We start from the raw sequence: 22048 nt of genomic DNA, 5'->3' as shown, positions 1-22048 counted from the left end.
CCATGAACAACCCGCCGCCACGAGACCGCGCATGACTTTCGATTTTGATCAGCTGTTCGACCGCCATCACACTGGCAGCACCAAGTGGAGTCGCTACCCGGCCGATGTGTTGCCGATGTGGGTCGCTGATATGGATTTCGCCGCCCCGCCGGTGATCATCGAAGCCTTGCAACAGCGCTTGCTGCACCCGTTGCTGGGCTACAGCGTAGCGCAGGACAACCTGCGCGAGGCCATTGTCGCCGACCTGTGGAACAAGTATGCGTGGCAGGTCAAACCGCAGGAGCTGATCTTTCTGCCGGGTGTCGAGTCGGGCTTCAACATGGCTTTGAACGCACTGGTGCAGCCGCAACAGAATGTCGTGGTGCAAGTGCCGAACTACCCACCGCTGCGGCAAGCGCCGGGGCATTGGGGGCTGAACAAGGTCGAGCTGGAATTCGACGCCCAGGCCGACGGCACCTACGCCACGCCACTGCAGGTACTGTGTGAATCGCTCAACGGTGGTGGCGCGCTGCTGCTGAGCAATCCGCACAATCCCATCGGCAAGGTGTTCGGCCGCGAAGAACTGCAGGCTGTAGCGGACATCTGCGTGGCCCAGGACGCGTGGATCATCTCCGACGAAATCCACGCCGAACTGTGCTTCGATGGCCGCTTGCACATTCCCACCGCATCCTTGAGCCCGGAAATCTCCAAACGCACGATTACCCTGATGTCTGCGAGCAAGGCTTACAACATTGCCGGCCTCAAGACCTCGTTCATGATCATTCAGGACGCCGCCCTGCGCGAGCGCGTCAACCACGCCCGCTGCGGCATGGTCGACAGCGTCAATCCGCTGGGCATGGAAGCCACCCGCGTGGCCTACAGCCAGGCCGCGCCGTGGCTTGCCGAGCTGAAAACCTATTTGCAGGGCAACCGCGACTGGCTGGTGGACGCCGTACGCACGCGCCTGCCTGGCGTGACGATTAACGTACCGCAGGGCACTTACCTGGCGTGGCTCGATTGCTCGGCGCTGGACTTGCCTGATCCGCAGCGCTTTTTCCTGGAGCAGGCCAAGGTCGGGTTGAGCGCCGGGCTGGATTTCGGTGACCGGCATCAGCAGTTCGTGCGCTTGAATTTCGGCTGCCCGCGGGCGTTGCTGGAAGAAGGGATTGCGCGGATGGAGCGGGCTCTGGCGCAACGCCATCCCTGACCGCGATGTAGGTGGCCCCTGTGGGAGCGAGCCTGCTCGCGAAAGCGCAGTGTCAGTCGACACATTTATTGTCTGACACACCCTCTTCGCGAGCAGGCTCGCTCCCACACTGGTTTTGCATACGCCAGCAGAAATCCATCGCAAATCCGATCGAACTCAAGGCAAACCCACCGGGTCAACCCGGAACACTGGCTTGAAATCAGGAGAACCCGCGATGACTGACTATCCAAAACCACCCTTCCCGAAACAAGCCCAACCGGTGCCCGGTTCGCAACGCAAAATGGAACCGTATCCAGACTGTGGCGAGCAAAGCTACGTCGGCTCCGGCCGGCTGGCCGGCAAGATTGCGTTGATCACCGGTGCCGACAGCGGCATTGGTCGTGCAGTCGCAATCGCCTTCGCCCGTGAAGGCGCCGACGTTGCCGTGGCTTATCTGAATGAACACGAAGACGCTCAGGAAACCGCGCGCTGGGTCGAACAGGCCGGGCGTCAATGCCTGCTGCTACCCGGCGATATCGCCGAAAAAGCCCAGTGCCAGGCGCTGGTCGACAAGACCGTCGAGCGCTTCGGCCGCATCGATGTGCTGGTGAACAACGCTGCATTCCAGATGACCCATGAAAACTTCGAAGAGATCCCCGATGACGAATGGGTGATGACCTTCGACGTCAACATCACCGCCATGTTCAGGATCTGCCAGGCGGCGCTCAAACACATGCGTCCCGGTTCGTCGATCATCAACACCAGTTCGGTCAACTCGGACATGCCCAAGCCCACCCTGCTGGCCTACGCCACCACCAAAGGCGCGATTGCCAACTTCACCGGTGGTCTGGCGCAGATGCTGGGGCCGAAGGAAATCCGCGTCAACAGCGTGGCCCCGGGGCCGATCTGGACACCGCTGATCGTCTCGACCATGCCTGACGAAGAAGTGCAGAACTTCGGCGGCAGCACCCCGCTCGGCCGTCCTGGCCAACCAGTGGAAGTTGCACCGATTTACGTGCTGCTGGCCTCCGACGAAGCCAGCTACATCACCGGCCAGCGCTACGGCGTCACCGGTGGCAAACCGATGCTGTAACCGCGCAGCAGAAAAACTGAACCCCGCGGCATGACATGCCTCCATACCTGTAAGCGCCTACGGGCCATCAGGAACAGGAGGTTGTCATGTCCGCCCCCCTCGTCAAATTATTCACCCAACCCAACTTCGCCTGGACCGATATCCGCCGCGAAGAAGAAACCCATCCCCGCCACTACCTTGCCCACCTGTTGATACTTGCTTTGATTCCCGCCGTGTGCCTGTTCATCGGCACCACCTACGTCGGCTGGAGCCTCGCCGTCGGTGAAAACGTGCGCCTGAGCACGGCCAGCGCCCTGCAATTGAGCGTGTTGCTGTACGTGACGATTGTTGCCGGTGTGGCGATCATCGGCGGCTTCATTCGCTGGATGTCGCGTTCATTCGATGCGCGGCCGACGCTGAATCAATGCATCGGTTTTGCCGCTTATACCGTGACGCCGTTTTTCATCGCCGGGATCGCCGGGCTGTATCCAAGCCGTTGGCTGGCGATTCTGGTCCTCGGCGCGGCGTCGGTGTATTCGACGTTCCTGCTCTTCGTGGGCCTGCCGACCTTCATGCATGAACGCAAGGAGCAAGGCCTGTTGTATTCGGCCTGTGTGTGGGGCGTCGGCCTGCTGGTGCTGGTCACCATGCTGGTGTCGATGATCCTGCTGTGGTTTAACGTGCTCATCCCCGAGTACCTGCGCACGACCGTAGGCTGACCCGGTGCGCCTGTCCTTGAAAATTCAGCGCAGTGAGCGGTCATGAGCTTTGGCGTGTGGGTCGCGGTGCTCGGCGCCGTACTGTTGACGTTGGCCCTGACGTCGTCCTGGTTACGCTGGATGCCGGTCACCACTTCAGCGGTGTGCCTGCTGATCGGGGTCGCAATTGGTCCCAGTGGGCTGGATCTGCTGAAACTGTCGCTCGAAGAGTCGTCGTTGTGGATGGAGCACCTGACGGAAGTCGCGGTGCTCTTTTCCCTGTTCGTTTGCGGTTTAAAGCTGCGTTTGCCATTGCGCAACAAGACCTGGCGCATCGCCTTTGGCCTGGCGGGGCCGGTGATGATCCTGACGATCATCGGCGTGTGCCTGCTGTTGCATTGGGGCCTGCAATTGCCGTGGGGGCCGTCGTTGCTGATCGGCGCGATCCTCGCACCGACCGATCCGGTGCTCGCTGCCCTGGTGCAGGTCAACGATGCACAGGACGTCGACAGCGTGCGCTTCGGTCTTTCAGGCGAAGCCGGGCTCAACGATGGCGTGGCCTTTCCTTTCGTGATTCTCGGTCTGCTGTTGCTGCACAGTGACGGCAGCGCCGGCGAGTGGCAGCACTGGGTACTGCGCAGCTTGCTATGGGCGGTGCCGGTGGGCCTGCTGACCGGCTACTGGATGGGCCGAGGCATCGGCCGCATCGCCCTGTCGCTGCGCATTCACAACGAGGACAGCACCCTCGGCCCGAATGATTACCTGTCCCTGGCCCTGATCGCGCTGTCCTACGTAGTGGCAGACGCTATCGGCGGTTACGGTTTTCTCGCAGTGTTTGCCGCCGGCCTCGGTCTGCGTCAGGAAGAAGTCAAATCCACCGGCATCACCCAACCGCCCGCCGAGCATATGGTGCAGCCGGTGGTCGGTCACCAGAACGTCGAACCGCAGAACGCCGTGCATGGCAACACCGAACAACTGGAAGACAGCCAGGTCGCGGCTGGAATCATGATGGGCGACATGCTGGCGTTTGGCAGTCTGGTGGAACGGGCGATGGAAGTATTTCTGGTGACCCTGCTCGGGGTCGTGCTGATCACGCACTGGGACTGGCGGGCGCTGTGGATCGGCGCGGTGCTGTTCTGCGTGATCCGTCCGCTGAGTGTCGCACTGATGCCGTGGGGCAGCTTGCTCAGCCGGCCACAACGTCTGCTGATTGGCTGGTTTGGCATTCGCGGGATCGGCAGCCTGTTTTATCTGTTCTTCGCGTTAAACCATGGCCTGGATTCCGATGTGGCCAAGGTCTGTACCGATATCACCTTGTCGGTGGTGGCCTTGAGCATTCTGCTGCATGGCATCAGCACGCAGCCGATGCTGGCGCGGTATGAACGTTTGAAACAACGAAAAAGCTGATTTTTCAACCGCTTCGATTCGCTGGGAATAATCGAAGTTTTTTCTGCAAAAAAATGGATCGCCTGGTGTACTCCATGGGTCACAACTTTAATCGTGCTGATCATCCAGCGCCGCCCGAAAGGCCGGGTAGCGTCGTGGTGAATAGCCTGTTTAACGCAACTTCGACAAGATTAAGGTCACGGTCATGAATGAATGCTCGACTCCTGCGCAAATCAAGGCTTGCAGAGCACTGGCTCTGGAACGCAATCGTCAACTGTTTGCAGAAGCCCATGAACTGAACCGAGCGGCCAACGCGCTGCTGGAACAGACTCCGACGGACTTCGAACGCTTTGAGCAATACCGGGCATTGCGCAAGAAAGCCGATGCAAAGTTCGAAGACGCGATTGATCATCTGTGCGTGCTGAATGAGGATTTCCCGCCGATTCCGGCGGCGGTGCAGAATGTGGTCAGTACGCGGCGTGAGCTTGAGACTGCGTGATAAAAGTCAAAAAGCTCCTCACCCTGACCCCCTTGGGAGAGAGGGTTGGGGTGAGGGGGTAAAGTCTCACTGACACTAAAATATTCAACCCCTGCCCCCTACCCCCTACCCGGCCAGTCCACCTCAAGGATTGGTCACCTGAATAAACACCGCATAAACCCCCAACATCACCCAGAACGTCGCAAAGATCCAAGGCGTGCGCACTGAGAACAGCAGCGACTTGCGATAGCCCTTGTGGCTCGACTCCATCTCGCTGAAAAGCGGCGATTCGTCATAGGCCGCGCCCATCACCGGTTCGCTTTGCAGCAGCTGGCTCTGCTTGAAATGCCAGTGATCGATGATGTCGTACGCCGCGCGAATTCCCGGCCAGGCATTGAGTGAGCTGAGAACGCCCAGCATCGCCAGAAACGGCGGCACGACGAGGGTGAACATCTTGCCCCATTCCGGATTGAGGTTGGCCATGCACGAGGCGAAGGCGATTACCAGGAACGACTGCGCCGCCAGATAGGCGTCGGTGCGGTTGGCGAGGATGCTGGTTTCGTACTGGATCTCCCGGCGGTAGAAATCCAGCCGTTCCTTGGGTGAGCCGAACATCTTCGCGTTGTGTTCGGTCAGGGTTTCTTCAGCGGTCGGCTGGGTCAATATGCGAGGCAAGAGACGCGCCCTCCAAAAGTGGGTAAGACTTTTGGAAAGGCGCGCGTCGGGACAGTTCAGCCGGATCGACCAGCGCGTCGTTTCATCGACTGGGCGATGATCTGCACCAGATTCAACTGGGTAAACGGTTTCGGCAAACGCGGCAGCTGTGCAGCGAAGCCCTCAAGGCGTTCGGCGTAACCGGTGGCCAGAATGATCGGCAGATCCGGCTTGAGCAGGCGCACGCTGTGGGCCAGCTGCGCGCCGCTCATCTGCGGCATGGCCATGTCGGTGATCATCAGATCGACCACTTCACCCTGATCGAACAGTGCCAGTGCCTGAGCGCCGGAGGTCGCACCGATGACCCGGTGGCCGAGGTCTTCGAGCAGCAGACTGGTGGCGGTCAACACCAGCGAATCATCGTCCACCACCAATACGCTGAGTCTTGGCACCGCGATTGGCGCCGCGTTGCTATAAGCCGGACGGCTGACCGCACGCTCAAGCGCCACCGGGATCCACAGCTCGGCCGCCGTGCCTTGGCCCTTCTGGCTCTTGAGAATGAACCGCCCGCCCAACTGCTCCATAAAGCCGTGCACCATCGACAGACCCAGCCCGGTGCCTTTGCCTACGCCCTTGGTGGTAAAAAACGGGTCGCGGGCGCAGGCCAGCGTGGCCTCGTCCATGCCCTCGCCGGTGTCGATCAGGCTCAGGCAGACGTAGCGACCCGCCGGCAAACTCGAGTGGCTTTGTTCCAGCACCACTTGCGCTTGCGCCTCGATGATCACCGTGCCGCCCTCGGGCATGGCATCGCGGGCGTTGGTCGCCAGATTGAGGATCGCCAGTTCCAGTTGGTTGTTGTCGGCGAGCACTGGCTGCAGATCTTCGGGGAAACGTGTTTCGATGCGAATCCCCGGCCCCAGCGAGCTGCGCAGCAGCCCGGTGATGCCTTGCACCAGTTGCGGGATGTCGACCGATTCGGTCTTGAGTTCCTGACGGCGCGCGAAGGCCAGCATGCGTTGGGTCAGCGAGACACCGCGCAAGGCGCCTTGGGTGGCGTTTTCCAACAGACGGGCGATCTTCGGGGCGTCGCCAATGCGCTTCTGCACAATTTCGAGGTTGCCGAGAATCACCGTCAACAGGTTGTTGAAGTCATGGGCGATGCCGCCGCTGAGTTGCCCGATCGCCTGCATCTTTTGCGCCTGGAACAACGCCTCACGGGTCTTCTCCAGCGCCTGCTGCGCCTCGTGCGCCTCGGTCACATCGCGAGTGATCTTGGCAAATCCCAACAAAGCCCCGGTGTCACCGCGAATCGCATCAACGACGACGTGGGCGAGAAATCGCGTGCCGTCCTTGCGCATCCGCCAGCTACGGTTCTCGAACCGGCCCTCGCGGGTGGCAATTTCCAGGGAGCGCTGCGGCTCGCCGAGCTCGCGGTCTTCGGGGGTGTAGAAAATCGAAAAATGCTGACCGATGATTTCTTCCGGCAAATAGCCCTTGATCCGCTGCGCGCCCTGGTTCCAGTTGCTGACGCAGCCTTCGGGGCTGAGCATGTAGATCGCGTAGTCGGTGACGCCCTGCACCAGCAGGCGGAACTGCTGTTCGCTTTGCTTGAGGGTTTCCTCGGCCATCTTGCGGTCGGTGAGGTCACGGGTGATTTTGGCAAAGCCCAGCAGCTTGCCATTGGGGTCGATGATCGGATCGATCACCACGTGCGACCAGAAATGCGTGCCGTCCTTGCGTACGCGCCAGCCCTCGCCTTCGAACCGGCCTTCGCGGATCGCCGTGTCCAGCGCCCGTTGCGGCATGCCGTTGGCGCGGTCTTCAGGGGTATAGAAGCGTGAAAAGTGCTCGCCGATGATTTCGGCTTCTTCATAACCTTTGAAACGCTTGGCGCCGGAGTTCCAGCTGGTGATGGTACCGTCGGGATCGATCATGTAGATCGCATAGTCGACAACCGCGTCGATCAGCAGCCGGAAGCGGCTGTCCTCGATCGCTGCGGTTCTGTTGTTTTCACTCATCACACTCACCGGCCACTGTCATGGGCTGAAGTATGCGGGAATCCACCGAATTGAAAAGCACCGGGTCGTTTTTGATTGCCCACCAGCGCGGCAACAGCTGTTTGATGCGGCTTTCGGCAAAGCGATCGTCGATCAGCATGACCGTGCCGCGATCCTCGCGGGTGCGGATCACCCGCCCGGCGGCCTGCACCACTTTCTGCAAACCCGGGTACAGGTACGTGTAGTCGTAACCGGCACCAAAAATCGCCGCCATCCGCCGTTTCATCTGCTCGTTGACCGGGTTGAGCTGCGCCAGCCCCAGCGTCGCGATGAACGCGCCGATCAGCCGCGCGCCGGGCAAATCGATGCCCTCACCAAACGCGCCGCCCAACACCGCAAACCCGACGCCCTGGCTGTCGGCGCTGAACTGGTCGAGGAACGCCTGTCGCGCGTTCTCGGCCATGCCCCGCGATTGCTGCCACTGGAAGATGTGCGGGTGCCGCTCGGCCAGCAACGTGGCGACCTGTTGCAGGTAATCGAAACTGCTGAAGAACGCCAGGTAATTGCCCGGGCGTTCGCTGAACTGGCGGGCGATCAGTTCGACGATGGGCGCCAGCGAGGCCTGGCGATGGCTGAAGCGGGTGGAGATCTGGCTGACGATGCGCACCTGCAACTGCTCGGCGCTGAACGGCGATTCGACGTCGATGCACACCGTATCGGCCGGAGTGCCGAGCAGGTCGGCGTAAAAGTTGCGCGGGCTCAGGGTGGCCGAGAACAACACGCTGCTGCGGGCGGCGGTCAAGCGCGGGCCGATGAACGCCGCGGGTACCACGTTGCGCAGACACAGTTGCGACAGCGCACGTTTACGGTCGAGATCGCGTTTGCTGATATCGAACAGATAATGCTCGTCATACAGCTCGGCGACCCGGCCGAACTGCAGCAGATCGAAGTAGAAGTTCTGCAGGCCGGCGTCGAGGCCCTGCGGATGCTCGTTGAGGTAATCGCCAATCGCGGCGCAGCACAGGGCAATGGCTTGCAGGAGTTTGTCCGGTGCTTTGTCGTAGGCCTGATACGGCGCCAGCTGCGGCGCATGCAGCGCGTTCCATTCGCGGTTGACCCGTTGCAGGGATTTTTTCAGCGCGGCGGGTGCGCTCTTGCGCACGGTGGCGAGGCTGAACTGGTCGAGACTGGCGCTGTACATCTGCCGGCCGCGCTCGACCAGGTTGTGCGCCTCGTCGGCCAGCACCGCGACCTTCCACTGATTGAGCTGTGCCAGACCGAACAGCAAAGCGCTGAAATCAAAGTAATAGTTGTAGTCGGCGACCACCACGTCGGCCCAGCGGGCCATTTCCTGACTCAGGTAATACGGACAGACCGTGTGTTGCCCGGCGACTTCGCGCATCGCCGCCTGATCCAGCAGGTTGATGCGGCTGGCGGCTTCGCGAGCTGCCGGCAAGCGATCGTAGAAGCCCTGGGCCAGCGGGCAGGACTCGCCATGGCAGGCCTTGTCCGGGTGTTCGCAGGCCTTGTCGCGGGCGACCATTTCCATGACCCGCAGCGGCAAGTCTGGCGTCTGCCGGAATAAAACCTGGCTGGCATCCAGCGCCAGTTTGCGCCCCGGCGTCTTCGCGGTGAGAAAGAACACCTTGTCCAGTTGCTGTGGCGCCAGAGCCTTGAGCATCGGAAACAGCGTGCCGAGGGTTTTGCCAATGCCCGTCGGTGCCTGGGCCATCAGGCAACGACCGGTGCTGACGGCTTTGAATACCGACTCGGCCAGATGTCGCTGGCCCGGACGAAAATCCGCGTGCGGAAACACCAGTTGCTGCGCCGCCAGATTGCGCGCCTCGCGGTGGGCCATTTCCTGCTCGGCCCACTGCAGGAACAAGCCGCATTGCTGCTCGAAAAACCCTTGGAGCGCCTCGGCACTGTGGGACTCGACCAGACAGGTTTCCTTTTCGCTGACAACGTCGAAATACACCAGCGCCAGATTGATCTGCCCAAGCTGCAATTTCTGGCACAGCAACCAGCCGTAGATTTTCGCCTGCGCCCAGTGCAACTGGCGGTGATTGGCCGGTTGCTTGCTCAGGTCCCCACGGTAGGTCTTCACCTCTTCCAGGCAGTTTTGCGTCGGGTCATAGCCATCCGCCCTGCCCTTGACCTGCAGCTTGCCGAACTCGCCCTGCAGCGCCACTTCGCTCTGGTACTTCTCGCTGCGCCGCGAGGCCACGGTGCGATGCCCGGCAATGCCTTCCAGCGCCGTTGGCGACGGGGTGAAGCGCAGGTCGAGGTCGCCGCTCTTGGCGGTGAACTCGCACAGTGCGCGGACGGCGATGCTGTAATTCAAGCGCTCTGCTCCGCCCATTGCACGTAACACACGGCCACCGGCATCTGATGCTCGTGGCAGAACTCGAGCCAACGCAACTGGTTGTCCTGCAAGCGGTCGCCGGGGCCTTTGACTTCGATCATCCGGTAGGTTTTGTGCTGCGGCCAGAACTGGATCAGGTCCGGCATGCCGGCGCGGTTGGCCTTGATGTCGAGCAGCAGGCGGTTGAACCAGTGTTTGAGGTGTTCGGCGGGCAGACAGGCCAGTGCCTGCTCCAGCAATGCCTCATTGAGCGCGCCCCAGAATACGAACGGCGACTGAATGCCCCACTTGGCGATGAAACGCTGGCGGATCGTGTCGACATAGCGGCCATCGTCGAGTTCGCTCAGGCAGGCCTGAAACAGCTCGGCGCGGCGCTCGCGGAAGTCTTCGCTCAGCAGATCGACCGGGCCGCGCTGGAACGGGTGAAAGAACGCTCCCGGCAAAGGCGCGAAGATCGCCGGCCAGCACAACAGCCCGAACAGCGAATTGATCAGACTGTTTTCGACGTAATGCACCGGGCCATCGTCAGCATGCAGATGCGCTTGCACATGGTATTCCACCGACAGCGCCGCATCGGTGCGCGGCAGGTGCAAATCCAGACGCTCGACTGCGCGGGCCTTGGCACGCTTGAGCGGCGGCCCCCCAAGTTTGCGCCGCAAACGCGGCACGATGCGTTGCAGCCCTTGCTGCTCGGCGGCGCTTTGCGGGGCCTGCTCGGCCTGCAAGCCAAGCTGCAGCGCCAGCGCATATTCGCCGCAACGTTCGAGCACGCGGATCATGCGCAGTCGCGCGCCCGGATAGGCGCAGTCCCGATAAACGCTGAGCGCCAGGGTGAAATCACCGATGCGCTCGCCGTACTGGCCGATCTGGAACAACGCCTTGGCTTGCCGGCGTCGCAGCCACGGGTTGTCGAACTGCACGGCGTTGATCTGTTCGACGATCTCCTCCAGAGACTCACCTGCCTCGAAACGCAGTTGGCACTGATGCAGAAACAGGCAGGCGTCGACGTCTTCGCGGCTGCGCAGACCTCGCGAATCGGCGCAGAACTCGACTTTCTCGTAGGTGAAGATGCCAAGATCGGCCAGCACGAACTCCGACCAGTCCTGATACAGATTGCCGAAGAACATCAGGCGCAGGCGATCGCACAGATCCATGAGCGTGAGGCTGAACAGGCGATCCGCCAGTTGCGGCGCCCAATCGCGCAGGGTCTGCGGCTCGGTAAACCGTTCAGCCAGCAGCGGCAGCCACTCATCCTTGCGCGCTTTCGGTTGTTCGATGAAGGCACTGAATGTTTGCAGGAGCTCGGCTTTGAGCAAGACATCGAACAGTTCGGCCAGCGTCAGCGCAGCGCATTCGTCGAGCCAGCCGTGATCGAGCAACGGTTGCGCGGCCGCGGCGATATCGCCGATCTCCCCGTAATTTAGTTTGCTCGCGCGAAAATGAATACCCTTGCGCATGACCATACGCACCAGCAAGCCCTGCGAGGTTTGCGGTAGCGTGTGGAAAGCGCGGAGGAAGCGATGCTCGGATTCGCTCATCACATCGGCATAACGAAGCTCAAGCCAATCAAGCACTTGCCGGAAGTTGTTAAGGTAATAGAACGGATCGTCGAGAGGGTTGGAGGTCACGGGATTACAAAGCCACGGCAAGCGAACACTGGTTATGCGTACAGATACCAGCTCAGCCCTGCCCCGCGCAAACGGAAAAAGATCAGTGGCAATTTTTTGCGCCGCTATCGAACTTTTCCGCCGGTGATGGCACCAACCGCGTTAGAGGGCCGACAATGCCCGCAATCACATTGAATCAAGGAGTCAGAGGTGGGTATGAAAATCAAGATGCTGGGCATTCCTGTAGCGGTCGCGGCCCTGTTGGCGCTGGGCGGCTGTTCGACCCAGACCGTGGTCACGTTGCAGAACGGCACCCAGTACCTGACCGAGGACATGCCGAAGACCAAGACCGAAGATGGTTTCTATGAGTTCGAGGACATTTCCGGGGCCAAGGTCAAGGTTCGCGCTGATGAAGTCGCGACCGTTCGCAAGGAAGATTGATACACCGCAGCTCCTACCGGAGGATGTGTGAACGACGCAGATCCCGTGTGGGAGCGAGCCTGCTCGCGAAGGGGCCGGCGAAGGCCCCGCACCAACATCAGGCGATAACAACCCCATCGGCACTCAAACTCCCCAGCGCCACGCCCACCAACGTCACCGAATCTCCACCAAACGTCAGCACGGTGTCCTGACCCACTGTCGACGCATGGGCGCGCAAATCATCCCCCGGCAACACACCCTGCACGCCAAGAAATACCAGTTTGTCATCGGCCGTATAGCCAACGACACGATCCTGGCCGAACGCGCCGTGGAACAGAAACGTATCCGCACCGCCGCCCGACTCCAGCAGATCATTGCCCGCGCCACCGACAAACACGTCATTACCCACGCCACCGAGCAAATGATCATTGCCCTCCAGGCCGAACAGCCAGTCACCGCCCGCATGCGCCTTTAGCGTGTCAGCACCGGCCGTGCCTTTCATACTCGACTCGTAAGCGGTGACATTACTACCGACTTTCAAGCCCGTGGCAGTGACGCTGTGCAGTACATCGTCCTTGAATACGCCCCAGAGAAAGCCCGGCTCCTTGGTCACGATGCTGCCGATGTCACGGGTGATGCTGATCCCGCCGTTGGCATCGCGGATGTACAGGCTGCCGGCGCCGTCATTGGCGAAATCAAAGTTCTTCACCGTCTGTTGCAAGTCGAGCGTGTTGCTGCCCTGCCCACCCAGAATGACGTTATAGCCGCCGCTGTCGCGCAAGCTGTCATCGCCGGCGCGGCCTTCCAGATAATCGTTGCCGCTGCCGCCCTGAATCAGGTCGTTGCCGTCACTGCCTATGATGAATGTGCTGCCCTTGTGGGTTTCGGCGTTGCGGTTCAGATCCTGCACCCAAGTGTTGGTCCGGGCCGGGTCGGACAGGTTGGCGACGATGATCGTCGAGTCGCGGCTGGTCAGGTCGTAGAACTTCGATTCCAGCACCCGGGTCATGCCGTCGCCGTAGCCAGTCGGGAGGTGCGAAATCCAGGTCGGAATGTTCAGGATCGAATACGGCAGCACGTTCCACGCGTTCGAGGCGTAGTGGTCGTTGAAGCTGACAATGTTGTCGGTAGTCGATACGTGCGGCGCATCATGCACGCCCACCGAAGCACTGCTGAAGGTTGAACCGTCGAGGGCGCGAAACACCGGGTCGTTTTCATAGCCGATATTCAGCACCTTGTCGCTGCTGCTCTGGGTCGGCGAAGCGTAGGCGATGTAGTTGGAGTCGGCGAAGAATCCATCCCACTTGCCGCCACTCAAGTCAGCCATGCTGTTCACCGCCAGACCGCCGAGGCTGTGGCCGCTGACCAGCACGTCCTTGCCGCTGAGGCCGTTGGCCCGGGCGAATGCGACGACATCGTCGAGCAGATTGCCGAAGGCTTCGCCGACGTAGTTTTTCGCGTAATCGGCCGGGCCGAACGCTGCGAGCAGATCACTGATCACGTCGCCAATGGCGTCGCCGATAATGATTTCCCTTGGGCCGCTGGTACCGCGAAAGGCGATGCCCAGTTCGGTCAGATGACCCTGAGCGTCGTATTTGCCGAGGATTTCCACTTGCGCGCTGGTGTAGCCGGCCTTCTCGCCGAAGAACGTCCCACGTGCGTCGGTCTTGCCCTCGTAACCCAGTTGCGCGGCGGTGATCGGCGTCCAGCCGGCCTTTTGCACGGCCTCGAGGGCGAGTTTTTCCGAGTCGGGATTCCACGGAACGCCGGGAATCACCCCTTGCGAATCCGTGCCGCCGATCAGCGCGGTGACCAGCGTCGCCGGCAAGCCGAGGCCAAAGCCGTTGTGCTGGTAACCGACGGCGAAGCCGTTATCGAGATTGTGATAGGAATACAGCATGATCGCCATGGCATCGCTGAACAGCGCCGCGGAATCGGCCGTGCCGAAGTTCTTGTAATCGTATACACCCATTGCCATTGCCTCTCTTGTTGTTGGAATTGTCAGAGATAGCTCACAGCCAGAGCGCAGGGCTCCGGAGCATTTCATTTGTCGTTCAATGGTCCCTCAAATGTCATGTGTACGGCCGACCCGTGGGAGCGAGCCTGCTCGCGAAAGCGGAGTATCAGTCACTGAAGATGTCGACTGGACTGGTGCTTTCGCGAGCAGGCTCGCTCCCACAATGAGATCTTCTGCGCATTCGGAATCAGGCGAACACGAAACTCGAGTCCGTCAGATTAGCCATGCCCACGCCAATCAGCGTCACGGCAAAGTCGCCAATCTTCAGCACAGTGTCGGCCCCGGACTGCGCGGCGTGTTGCTTGTAGTCATAGCCCTGCCCTGCGCCTTCGACGCCCATGAACACCAGTTTGTCGCTGCCCTGATAACCGTTGATGGCATCGAAGCCGAAGGCGCCGCTGAACAGGAAGGTGTTGTTGCCACCCACCGCCGTCATCACGTCGTTGCCAGCGCCGCCGACGAAGGTCACCTGGGCCTTGTCGCTGATCAGTTGGTCATCGCCGCCTAACCCGAACAACCAGTCGCCGTCCGCCGTGGCGCGCAGGGCATTACCGTAACCATCACCGCTGAGCGAATGGTTGTACTGGGTCAATTCGCTGCCGTTACTCAAACCCTTGGCCGTGACGCCCCAAGTGATCTCCTTGCTGCCCCACCACGAACCAGCCTCCTGACTCACCAACGCGCCGATGTCGCGGGTCAGGCTGATGCCGCCATAGGCGTCGCGCACGTACAGCGTGCCGTCACCGTCGTTGGCGAAGCTGAAGTTCTGCAACGGCTTCTGCAGTTCGTAGGTGTTGTGGCCCTGACCGCCCAAAAGAATATTGAAACCGCCGTCATCGCGGAAACGGTCGTCACCGCCCAGGCCTTCAAGAAAATCACTGCCCGCCCCGCCCTTGAGCCAGTCGCTGCTCTGCGTGCCAATGATGAAAGTGCTGCCGGTGTGGGGCTCGCCGCTGCGGCCCAGATCCTCGACCCAGGTCTTGCCGCGTGAGGCTTCTTCCAGGTTGGAAATGATGATCGTCGAGTCTCGCTCGGTCAGGTTGTAGAACGCCGAGTCGATTACCCGATTCAGGCCGTCGGCGTACCCCAGGGAACTGTGCGCCGACCAGTTCAGCGGGTTGACGATGCTGAACGGCACCAGGTTCTGCGCCGTGGAGGCGTAGTTGTCGGTGAAATTGACGAGGTTGTCGGTGGTCGAATCGTGGGGCTTGTCGTGCTTGCCCATCGAGGCGGTGCTGAACGTAGTGCCGTCGAGCACGCGGAACACCGGATCGTTCTCGAAACCGATATTTAGCACTTGGCTGGCTACGCTGCTCTGGGTCGGCGAGGCGAACGCGATGAAATTGGCGTCCTCGAAGAATCCGCCCCAGTGGTCCGTGCTCAACTCGGCTACGCTGTTGACCCCAAGCCCACCGAGGCTGTGGCCGCTGATCAGCACATCCTTGGCAGCGAGACCGTTGGCAATCGCGAAAGCGGCAACGGCCTTGAGCAGATTGTCGAAAGCGTTTTTCGCGTAGTTGCTCGCGTAATCCGATGGCCCGACAGCCGCGAGCAGATTGTTTTTCAGATCACCGAAAGTGTCGCTGTAACCCAGCCCGCCGGTGCCACGAAAAGCAATGCCGAGGCCAATCAGCTTGCCGGCCGCGTCGTACTTGCCCAGCACTTCGGCCTCGGCACTGGTGAAGCCGTCCTGCTCGCCGAAAAACGTGCCCTGCGCCCCGACCCTGCCTGGATAGCCCAGCGCCGTCGCCGTTACGGGTGCCCACGCCGTGGCCGGCAACGGGTTGCCGGTGGGCGTGTAGGCATACAGCGTCAGGGCGATGGCGTCGCTGTATAACGCTTTGCTGTCGGCATTCCTGTAATCGAACAGTCCCATGTGTTGCGCTCCCTGTTTTTCGAAACCGGCAGCCCTGGCAAGAGCTGCCGGTCGTGCTTCAGAACTGCCAGTCGAGGGTCAGACCGACGCCATGATCCTTCTCGTTCGAGCCGAGCAGCCCGTTGTAATCGAGGTTGACCCGCACGTCACGATTGAGCGCCAGCCCGGCACGCACGCCGACCACGGCCGCGTCACGGTCCATCGACACGCTCTGCACGGTGAACGCGCTGTTGCCATTGGCGAAGGCCAGGTGGCTGTCGGCATCGACGCTGCTCAGGTTGTGCTGCCAGCCGAGGCTCGCGCCCAGTTCCAGTTGATGCTGATCCGACAAGGCGAAGCTGCGCTTGGCGCGCACGCCGAGGGTCGACAGCACCACGTCGCGGTTGTCCTCACCGCCTTTCAGCGCGGCGGCGTCACCCTTTTCGGTGAAGCTGTCGGTGTTGAGGTGGACGTAGGACAGATTGGCGAACGGCTCCAGGTTCATCGGTTGCAGGCCCAGGTCGTAAGCGGCCTCGGTGAACAGTTGCGCGGTGGTCGCATCGCGCTTGGTTTTCTGTTTGCCGCTGACGTCGCCGAGCTGCAAATCACGCTTCACGTCGATGCGATGCCAGCTGTAGGCGCCGCCGACGGTCAGGCGCAACGCATCGATTTCATGGCCCAGGTACGCACCCAAATGGTAGCTGTCGACCGACGCCGACGAATGCGTGCCGCTGCCCATGCTCAACGAGCTGTCGCTGTAGCCGGTGACGAAGCCGAGCCGGGTATCTTCAGCAATCAGACCGTCGACACCCGCCAGCAGCCCGCCGATGGAGCTGTTGGAGTCGGCATTCTCATGTCCACCGTCACTTTCGCCCCACGAACCGAGAACCTTGACCCAGACGTTGCTGCGATCATCCGTCGGCGCATCGGCGTTGAACAGATCGCGCTCACGCAGGCGCTCGCCGACGGCTTCGCGCAGGTAGCGGCTGTCGTTGATCAGCAGCGTGCCGATGGCCGGGTGGATTTCCCCGGACAACTGTTGGAAGGCCTGCTGCGCCGACGCCGCATTGGGCGACAACAACAGGGTTTCGAACAGCGCATTGCCCGCGCCCAGGCGCTCGGCCGCAGCACCCACGGCGCGCTGGTTCGGCGTCAAACCGACACTGGCGAACGACGCCGCGTTACGCCCTACCGCCAGTTGAACGCCGCCAGCCGAGTAATCGAGGGTGCCACCCAGGAAGGCGTAATCCGGCAACACCTGGCCGAAGCGCCCTTCAATGCCGCCAGCCGCCTGCAGAATGTTGTAGCGCGTGCCGAGCAGACTTTGCACTTCGCCGGTACTCAGCAAGGTCGGGCTGTTCTCCAGCGACATGCTTACCGTCGCCCCTTCGACGACCGCTTTACCGGTCGCAACGATTTGATCGCTGCTGGTCGGCGACAGTTCTACGGCGTAGGTCGAACCCGGCGCGAAGGTCACGTCACCGGCCACATTCAGGGTGCCGATCGAGTTGCCCGGCGCCACTGTACCGCCGCTGTTCACGGCCAGCGCGCCGATACGGCCATTACCACCGAGGATGCCGCCGTCATTTACGGTGACCGCCGATTGCAGCGAACCATTGATTGCCAATCGCCCCTGGTTGACCAGGGTCGGGCCGCTGTAGGTGTTGTTGCCGGTCAACACCAGCGTGCCAATGCCTTGCTTGGTCAGACCGCCATGGCCGCCGATGTCGTTGCGCCAGGTGTCGAGGCCGCAAGTGATGTCGCTGCACACCCGTTCGGTCGGTTTGCCCTTATCGATGATCGCGCCGATGCCCGGTAGATCGGCGACGAACTGGCCAGAGCCGTAGGCGCCCTGCACACGGAATTCCTCGGGAATGTCCTGCTCGGTGACGAACATCGCCGGGCCGTCGATGCCCTTGCGCAGGTTGATCATGCCCCAGCCGTACAAGGCGTCAATGCCCGGCGCGCCGAGATCGGTGGCGGTGGTGCGCAGCACGCTGGCGACCTGATCGCCGCTCATGTACGGAAAGCGCTCCATCAGCACCGCGATGGAACCAGCGACATGCGGCGCCGCCATCGACGTGCCGTTGTAGTTGGCATAGCTGGTAGTCAGGTTGCCAGCGTTGGTGCCTTCGATGATCGAGCTGTAGATCTTCGTGCCCGGCGCCGACACGCAGTAACTGGCGGTGTAGCCGCAACGCGAGGAGAACGTGCTGATCACATAGGGGTTGGCGCTGGCCGCGTCCGGGTTCTGCTGCAACGCGGCGACGGTGATCCAGTTCGGCGCGATGTCCGGCACGAAGTAGCCGAGACCAGCGATGGCGTCCGGGTTGTTGAGGTTGTAGTCGTTGCCGGCGGCGAAGATGGTAACGATGCCGCTGCGTGCGGCGGCAATCGCGCCGTCATAGGCGCCGCCGGGTTTGGTGCCGAGCAGTGTGCGGATTTCGTTGAACTGCAGTTGTGCGTCGTTGACGGTGAAGTGCGGGTACGCCGGATCGCGGCCGCCGAGGTCGAAGCGGTCGGTGATGCCGATACCCCAACTGTTGTTGATGATCCGCGCGCCGCTGGCGATCAGTGCATCCCAACCGGCCTTGTACACCGCGCCGTCGTTGCCGCGAACGATGCCGTCTTCCGGTCCCGGGTCGCCGTTGTCGGCGCTGATGATCTGCGCGCCGAACGCGACGCCGTGCATCACGCCGCCATCGCGGCTGCCCGCTGCGATGCCGCCTACGTGCGTGCCGTGGGCGCCGAGCTTGCCGTTGGAGCCGACCGAGGGCGAACCGTCGTAGAGAAATGCATCGCCGGCCTTCACCGGGATGTACGGGTCAGTGTATTCGCGGATGCCGCTGGTGACCAGGGTGACGACTTTGTTGCTGCCGGAGAACTCCGGATGCGCGGCGTAGACCGGCTGATCGAAAATGCCCAGTTTCACGCCCTTGCCGGTGTAGCCGGCGGCGTAGGCGTAATCAGCGCCGATCGCCCCCAGGCCCCAGTCGGCCCGGAACTCGCTGCTGCGCCAACTCGACGGATCGCCGTTGCGGCCGTTTTCCACATACGGCGCGGCGTGTGCCGTAGCACTGGCACAGAGCACCGCCAGCGTCAGGGTTTTCAGGGCAAAGCGACCACCCGATTGCGCGGGGGTATTGTTGTTATTCATCCACGACCTTCCTTAGTGATGTTGCGAAAAAATCCGATTGTCTGAGCTGCCGTGCACACCTTTTGTGGCGAGGGAGCTTGCTCCCGCTCGGCTGCGCAGCAGCCGTAAAATCAGTCAACGCGATCTGCCTGACGAAAGCAGAGGGCCGCTTCGCGCCCCAGCGGGAGCAAACTCCCTCGCCACAGGTCAGAATTGCCAGTTCAAACTCAGGCCCACGCCGTGCAGCTTTTCGCGGCTGGCCAGTTGGCCGTTGTAGTCAAGGTTGACCCGCACGTCCTTGCTCAAAGCCAGGCTGGCCTGCACGCCCAGCAGCGCGGCATCACGCACCAGCGCCGAACTCTCCACTGTGTACGGCGTGCCGCCATTGGCAAAACGCAAATGTTGCTCGGATTCAATATCGCTGAGGCTGTGCTGCCAGCCGAGACGGGCGCTGACATCCAGCGCTTGCCGGTTCGCCAGGTTGAAGGTTTTGCTCGTCCGCACGCCCAGGGTGCTCAACACCACGTCGCGCGTATCGCCCGAGCTTTTCAGCGCGGCGGCATCGCCCTTCTCGGTGAAGCCCTCGGTGTCAAGATGCAGGTAGGTCAGGTTGGCGAACGGTTCCAGCGCTAAAGGTTGCAGCTGCAAGCGGTACGCCGCCTCGCCGAACACCTGAGTGGTGGTCGCATCGACCTTGGCTTTTTGCTTGGCGCTGACCTCGTCGTATTGCAGATCGCGCTTCACATCGCCGCGATGCCAGCTGTAGGCCAAGCCTGTGCTCACGCGCCAGGCGCCGAGGTCGTGTCCGGCGTAAGCGCCGAGGTGATAGCTGTCGACTTTCGCCGAAGAATGCGTGCCCGAGCCCATGCTCAAGGAGCTGTCGCTATAACCGGTGACCAGACCGATGCGGGTCTGCTCATCCAGCGCGCCGTCGACACCCGCCAGCAGGCCGCCAATCGAGGTGTTGTAGCCCGCGGTGTCGTGGCCTGAGTCGGTGCTGCCCCAGGCGCCGAGGGCTTTGATCCAGCCGTTGCTGCGGGTCGCCGATTCATCATGCAGCCGCTCGCCGACCGCATCACGCAACTGGCGGCTGTCGTTGACCAGCATCGTGCCCAGCGCCGGATAAATCTCGCCGCTCAGTTGCTGGAAGGCTTGCCGGGCCGAGGCTTGGGTGGGGGCACGCAGCACACTTTCGTAGACGGAATTACCGGCGCCCAACGCTTCCACTGCCGCCGCCACCGAACGCTGGTTCGGCGTTTGCCCGACGCTGGCGAAGCTTGTCGCGTTGCGTTCGATGTTCAGTTGAATGCCGGTTGCGGCGTAATCGAGAGCGCCGCCGATAAACAGGTAATTCGGCAGTACCGCAGCGAACTGGCCTTGAATGCCACCGGCCGCTTGCAGGATGTCGTACTGACGGCCGAGCAGGCTTTGCGCTTCGGCGCTGCTGAGCAGGGTCGGGCTGTTTTCCAGCGCCAGGCTGACGGTGGCGCCGCTGACCGTGGCCGCGCCGCCGGCGACGATGCGGTCGCTGCTGGTGGGCGACAGTTCCACCGCGTAGGTCGAGCCTGGGGCAAGTGTCACATCGCCGGCCACGTTCAAGGTACCGATGGAATTGCCCGGTGCGACCCGCCCGCCGCTGTTGGCGGTCAACGCGGCGATGCGTCCGGTGCCGCCGAGGGTTCCGCTGTTGTTGACGGTGACGGCTGAGGTCAGCGAACCGTTTACGGTCAGCAGACCGCCATTGACCGTGGTCGGGCCGCGATAGGTGTTTGTACCGCTGAGCAGCAGCTGGCCTTCGCCGGACTTGATCAGGCTGCCCTGATACAGGCGACTGGCCGCCGCCGCGTCACGGAGCATGCCCACGGCGTAATCGGTCTGGTCCTGCTGACTGGCGCCGACCGGAACACCGTTCTGCCAGCCTTTGTCCTGCAGGGTTTGCTGCCAGGCGCTGTGCTCGGCGAGGTCTTCGCTCTGGCGCTGAATCAGCGCCTTGTCGGAGATGTCATTGCTCCAGACATCGCGCTGCCCCGCCCCCAGATTGGCGTCGAATGCGCCAAGCAATTGCCCCGGCCCGCGCATCGCCCGGTTGAGGTTGGCCACGCCCCAGCCAACCCGCTCGGTCGGTGCATCGGTGACCGAGCCATCGAGCTGCGTGGCGGTGGTCAGCAGCACTTCGAGCGCCTGCTGATTGGTCATGTACGGATAGCGTTCCATCACCAGCGCCAGGGCGCCAGTCGCGTGCGGTGCCGCCATCGAGGTACCGGACTTGATCCCATAATCGCCACCGGGCACGGTGCTGTCGATCTTCGCCCCCGGCGTGGTGATGCACCAGTATTTGGCGATGCCGCACTGGTTGTACTTCTGCTGATTGCTCTGATCGAGCCCTGACACCGCCAGCCAGTGGCCTTCCAGATCCGGCTGAAAGTACGGCAGCGCTGAACGGACGCTGGCATTCGGGTAACCGCTGTTGCCAGCGCTGAACACGTTGATCACGCCGCGTCGGGACACATCGGCAGCGGCGTCGAGCCAGGTGCCCTTGTTCCAGTGTTGCGCATAGGCGGCGTGCAGATCCGCCAGGGTGCGGTAGCTGACATCCGGCGGCTGACTGCCCCAACTGTTATTGATCGCCCGCACGCCAGCCTCGGCCAAGCTGTCGTAGACCGCTTTGAAGTAACGCGGATCGGGATTGGGGCCGAAGAGGAAACTGTCGTTCTTGTTGGTGTTGCCAACGTAGATTTGCGCGTTGTACGCCACGCCGTGCATGCCGCTGCCATCACGGGCGGCGCCCATAGTCCCGACCACGTGGGTGCCGTGGGAATCGTTGTTGGGGTTGAGCGTGCCATCGACGTTGAACGCCGAGCCGTCGAGGTAAGTGCCGCTGGCAGTTACGGGGTGATAGCGATCGGTGGCGAACTCGGGGTGGGCGGCATCGAAACCGGAATCGAGCGCGCCGATTTTCACGCCCTTGCCGGTGATGCCGGCAGCGTAGGCTTGATCGGCCTGCATGCGTTCAAGGCCCCAGTCACGCAGGAACTCGGCGCTGCGCCAACTGAGCGGATCGCCGGGCCGGCCGGATTCCAGGTATTGGGCCTGGGTTGTGCAGGTCACAAGCAACAGCGTACCGAGCGAAATCGGTTTGATGCGTACGTCCATGTTCATCACTCTCGTTTTTGTTGTTCTGTTCCGGGCTGAAATCGG

14 protein-coding genes are annotated in these 22048 nt (G+C 61.9%); 6 read left to right on the top strand and 8 right to left on the bottom strand.

The window, feature by feature from the left end; genetic code table 11:
* The first annotated feature begins 31 nt into the window (after window positions 1–31).
* The 5 genes from VNV36_RS21935 (at window position 32) to VNV36_RS21915 (ending at window position 4820) form a co-directional block, all read left to right on the top strand.
* Entirely contained in the window at window positions 32–1186 is a 1155-nt protein-coding gene (locus tag VNV36_RS21935; protein WP_325720464.1) for a MalY/PatB family protein, read from the top strand.
* Window positions 1187–1400: 214 nt separating this feature from the next.
* The gene (locus VNV36_RS21930; protein ID WP_325720462.1) at window positions 1401–2258 is read left to right on the top strand and encodes a glucose 1-dehydrogenase; all 858 of its coding nucleotides are present in this window, start codon (window positions 1401–1403) and stop codon (window positions 2256–2258) included.
* Window positions 2259–2344: 86 nt separating this feature from the next.
* Window positions 2345–2956, top strand: coding sequence for a Yip1 family protein (locus VNV36_RS21925; protein WP_325720460.1), 612 nt, complete (start codon window positions 2345–2347; stop codon window positions 2954–2956).
* Window positions 2957–2998: 42 nt separating this feature from the next.
* Window positions 2999–4342, top strand: coding sequence for a cation:proton antiporter (locus VNV36_RS21920; protein WP_325720458.1), 1344 nt, complete (start codon window positions 2999–3001; stop codon window positions 4340–4342).
* A gap of 184 nt (window positions 4343–4526) precedes the next feature.
* Window positions 4527–4820: a hypothetical protein gene (locus VNV36_RS21915; protein ID WP_325720456.1), complete on the top strand. Its 294-nt coding sequence runs from the start codon at window positions 4527–4529 to the stop codon at window positions 4818–4820.
* A 123-nt stretch (window positions 4821–4943) separates the two neighbouring features.
* On the opposite strand, the gene VNV36_RS21910 is transcribed toward VNV36_RS21915, so the two are convergent.
* Genes VNV36_RS21910 through VNV36_RS21895 form a run of 4 tightly spaced genes read right to left on the bottom strand, consistent with a single transcriptional unit; the run spans window position 4944 to window position 11443 of the window.
* Window positions 4944–5474, bottom strand: coding sequence for a hypothetical protein (locus tag VNV36_RS21910; protein WP_325720454.1), 531 nt, complete (start codon window positions 5472–5474; stop codon window positions 4944–4946).
* A 56-nt stretch (window positions 5475–5530) separates the two neighbouring features.
* A complete protein-coding gene (locus VNV36_RS21905; protein WP_325720452.1) occupies window positions 5531–7471 on the bottom strand; it encodes a hybrid sensor histidine kinase/response regulator in 1941 nt (646 codons plus the stop codon).
* Window positions 7464–9794 (bottom strand): helicase C-terminal domain-containing protein, encoded by a 2331-nt coding sequence (locus VNV36_RS21900; RefSeq protein ID WP_325720450.1) that lies wholly within the window; start codon window positions 9792–9794, stop codon window positions 7464–7466. The genes VNV36_RS21905 and VNV36_RS21900 overlap by 8 nt, the downstream gene beginning before the upstream one ends.
* The gene (locus VNV36_RS21895) at window positions 9791–11443 is read right to left on the bottom strand and encodes a VRR-NUC domain-containing protein (protein WP_325720448.1); all 1653 of its coding nucleotides are present in this window, start codon (window positions 11441–11443) and stop codon (window positions 9791–9793) included. The genes VNV36_RS21900 and VNV36_RS21895 overlap by 4 nt, the downstream gene beginning before the upstream one ends.
* Window positions 11444–11638: 195 nt before the next feature.
* Here VNV36_RS21895 and VNV36_RS21890 point away from each other — a divergent pair, with 195 nt between their 5' ends.
* Window positions 11639–11863, top strand: a complete 225-nt coding sequence (locus tag VNV36_RS21890; RefSeq protein WP_042610041.1) for a YgdI/YgdR family lipoprotein — start codon at window positions 11639–11641, stop codon at window positions 11861–11863.
* Between the two features lie 97 nt (window positions 11864–11960).
* On the opposite strand, the gene VNV36_RS21885 is transcribed toward VNV36_RS21890, so the two are convergent.
* The 4 genes from VNV36_RS21885 to eprS form a co-directional block, all read right to left on the bottom strand.
* Window positions 11961–13814, bottom strand: a complete 1854-nt coding sequence (locus VNV36_RS21885) for a polyurethane esterase (RefSeq protein ID WP_325720934.1) — start codon at window positions 13812–13814, stop codon at window positions 11961–11963.
* 232 nt (window positions 13815–14046) lie between these two features.
* Entirely contained in the window at window positions 14047–15735 is a 1689-nt protein-coding gene (locus VNV36_RS21875) for a polyurethane esterase (protein ID WP_325720445.1), read from the bottom strand.
* Between the two features lie 58 nt (window positions 15736–15793).
* On the bottom strand, window positions 15794–18871 hold the full coding sequence (locus VNV36_RS21870; RefSeq protein ID WP_325720444.1) for an autotransporter domain-containing protein: 3078 nt from the start codon (window positions 18869–18871) through the stop codon (window positions 15794–15796).
* Between the two features lie 186 nt (window positions 18872–19057).
* Window positions 19058–22003 carry an autotransporter serine peptidase EprS gene (gene eprS, locus VNV36_RS21865; protein WP_325720443.1) on the bottom strand — a complete coding sequence of 982 codons (2946 nt, stop codon included), beginning with the start codon at window positions 22001–22003 and terminating at the stop codon, window positions 19058–19060.
* Between the last annotated feature and the right edge of the window lie 45 nt (window positions 22004–22048).

The organism is Pseudomonas sp. (assembly GCF_035554175.1).
GTDB lineage: Bacteria > Pseudomonadota > Gammaproteobacteria > Pseudomonadales > Pseudomonadaceae > Aquipseudomonas.
Note: the sequence above shows the minus strand (reverse complement) of the source record. Positions and strands in the feature narration are given on the sequence as shown.

What these genes read in the sequence shown, in the direction of transcription:
- VNV36_RS21935 (WP_325720464.1), top strand. Translation starts at nt 32, where the DNA reads ATGACTTTCGATTTTGATCAGCTGTTCGACCGCCATCACACTGGCAGC.
- VNV36_RS21930 (WP_325720462.1), top strand. Translation starts at nt 1,401, where the DNA reads ATGACTGACTATCCAAAACCACCCTTCCCGAAACAAGCCCAACCGGTG.
- VNV36_RS21925 (WP_325720460.1), top strand. Translation starts at nt 2,345, where the DNA reads ATGTCCGCCCCCCTCGTCAAATTATTCACCCAACCCAACTTCGCCTGG.
- VNV36_RS21920 (WP_325720458.1), top strand. Translation starts at nt 2,999, where the DNA reads ATGAGCTTTGGCGTGTGGGTCGCGGTGCTCGGCGCCGTACTGTTGACG.
- VNV36_RS21915 (WP_325720456.1), top strand. Translation starts at nt 4,527, where the DNA reads ATGAATGAATGCTCGACTCCTGCGCAAATCAAGGCTTGCAGAGCACTG.
- VNV36_RS21905 (WP_325720452.1), bottom strand. Translation starts at nt 7,471, where the DNA reads ATGAGTGAAAACAACAGAACCGCAGCGATCGAGGACAGCCGCTTCCGG.
- VNV36_RS21890 (WP_042610041.1), top strand. Translation starts at nt 11,639, where the DNA reads ATGAAAATCAAGATGCTGGGCATTCCTGTAGCGGTCGCGGCCCTGTTG.
- VNV36_RS21885 (WP_325720934.1), bottom strand. Translation starts at nt 13,814, where the DNA reads ATGGGTGTATACGATTACAAGAACTTCGGCACGGCCGATTCCGCGGCG.
- VNV36_RS21875 (WP_325720445.1), bottom strand. Translation starts at nt 15,735, where the DNA reads ATGGGACTGTTCGATTACAGGAATGCCGACAGCAAAGCGTTATACAGC.
- VNV36_RS21870 (WP_325720444.1), bottom strand. Translation starts at nt 18,871, where the DNA reads ATGAATAACAACAATACCCCCGCGCAATCGGGTGGTCGCTTTGCCCTG.
- eprS (WP_325720443.1), bottom strand. Translation starts at nt 22,003, where the DNA reads ATGGACGTACGCATCAAACCGATTTCGCTCGGTACGCTGTTGCTTGTG.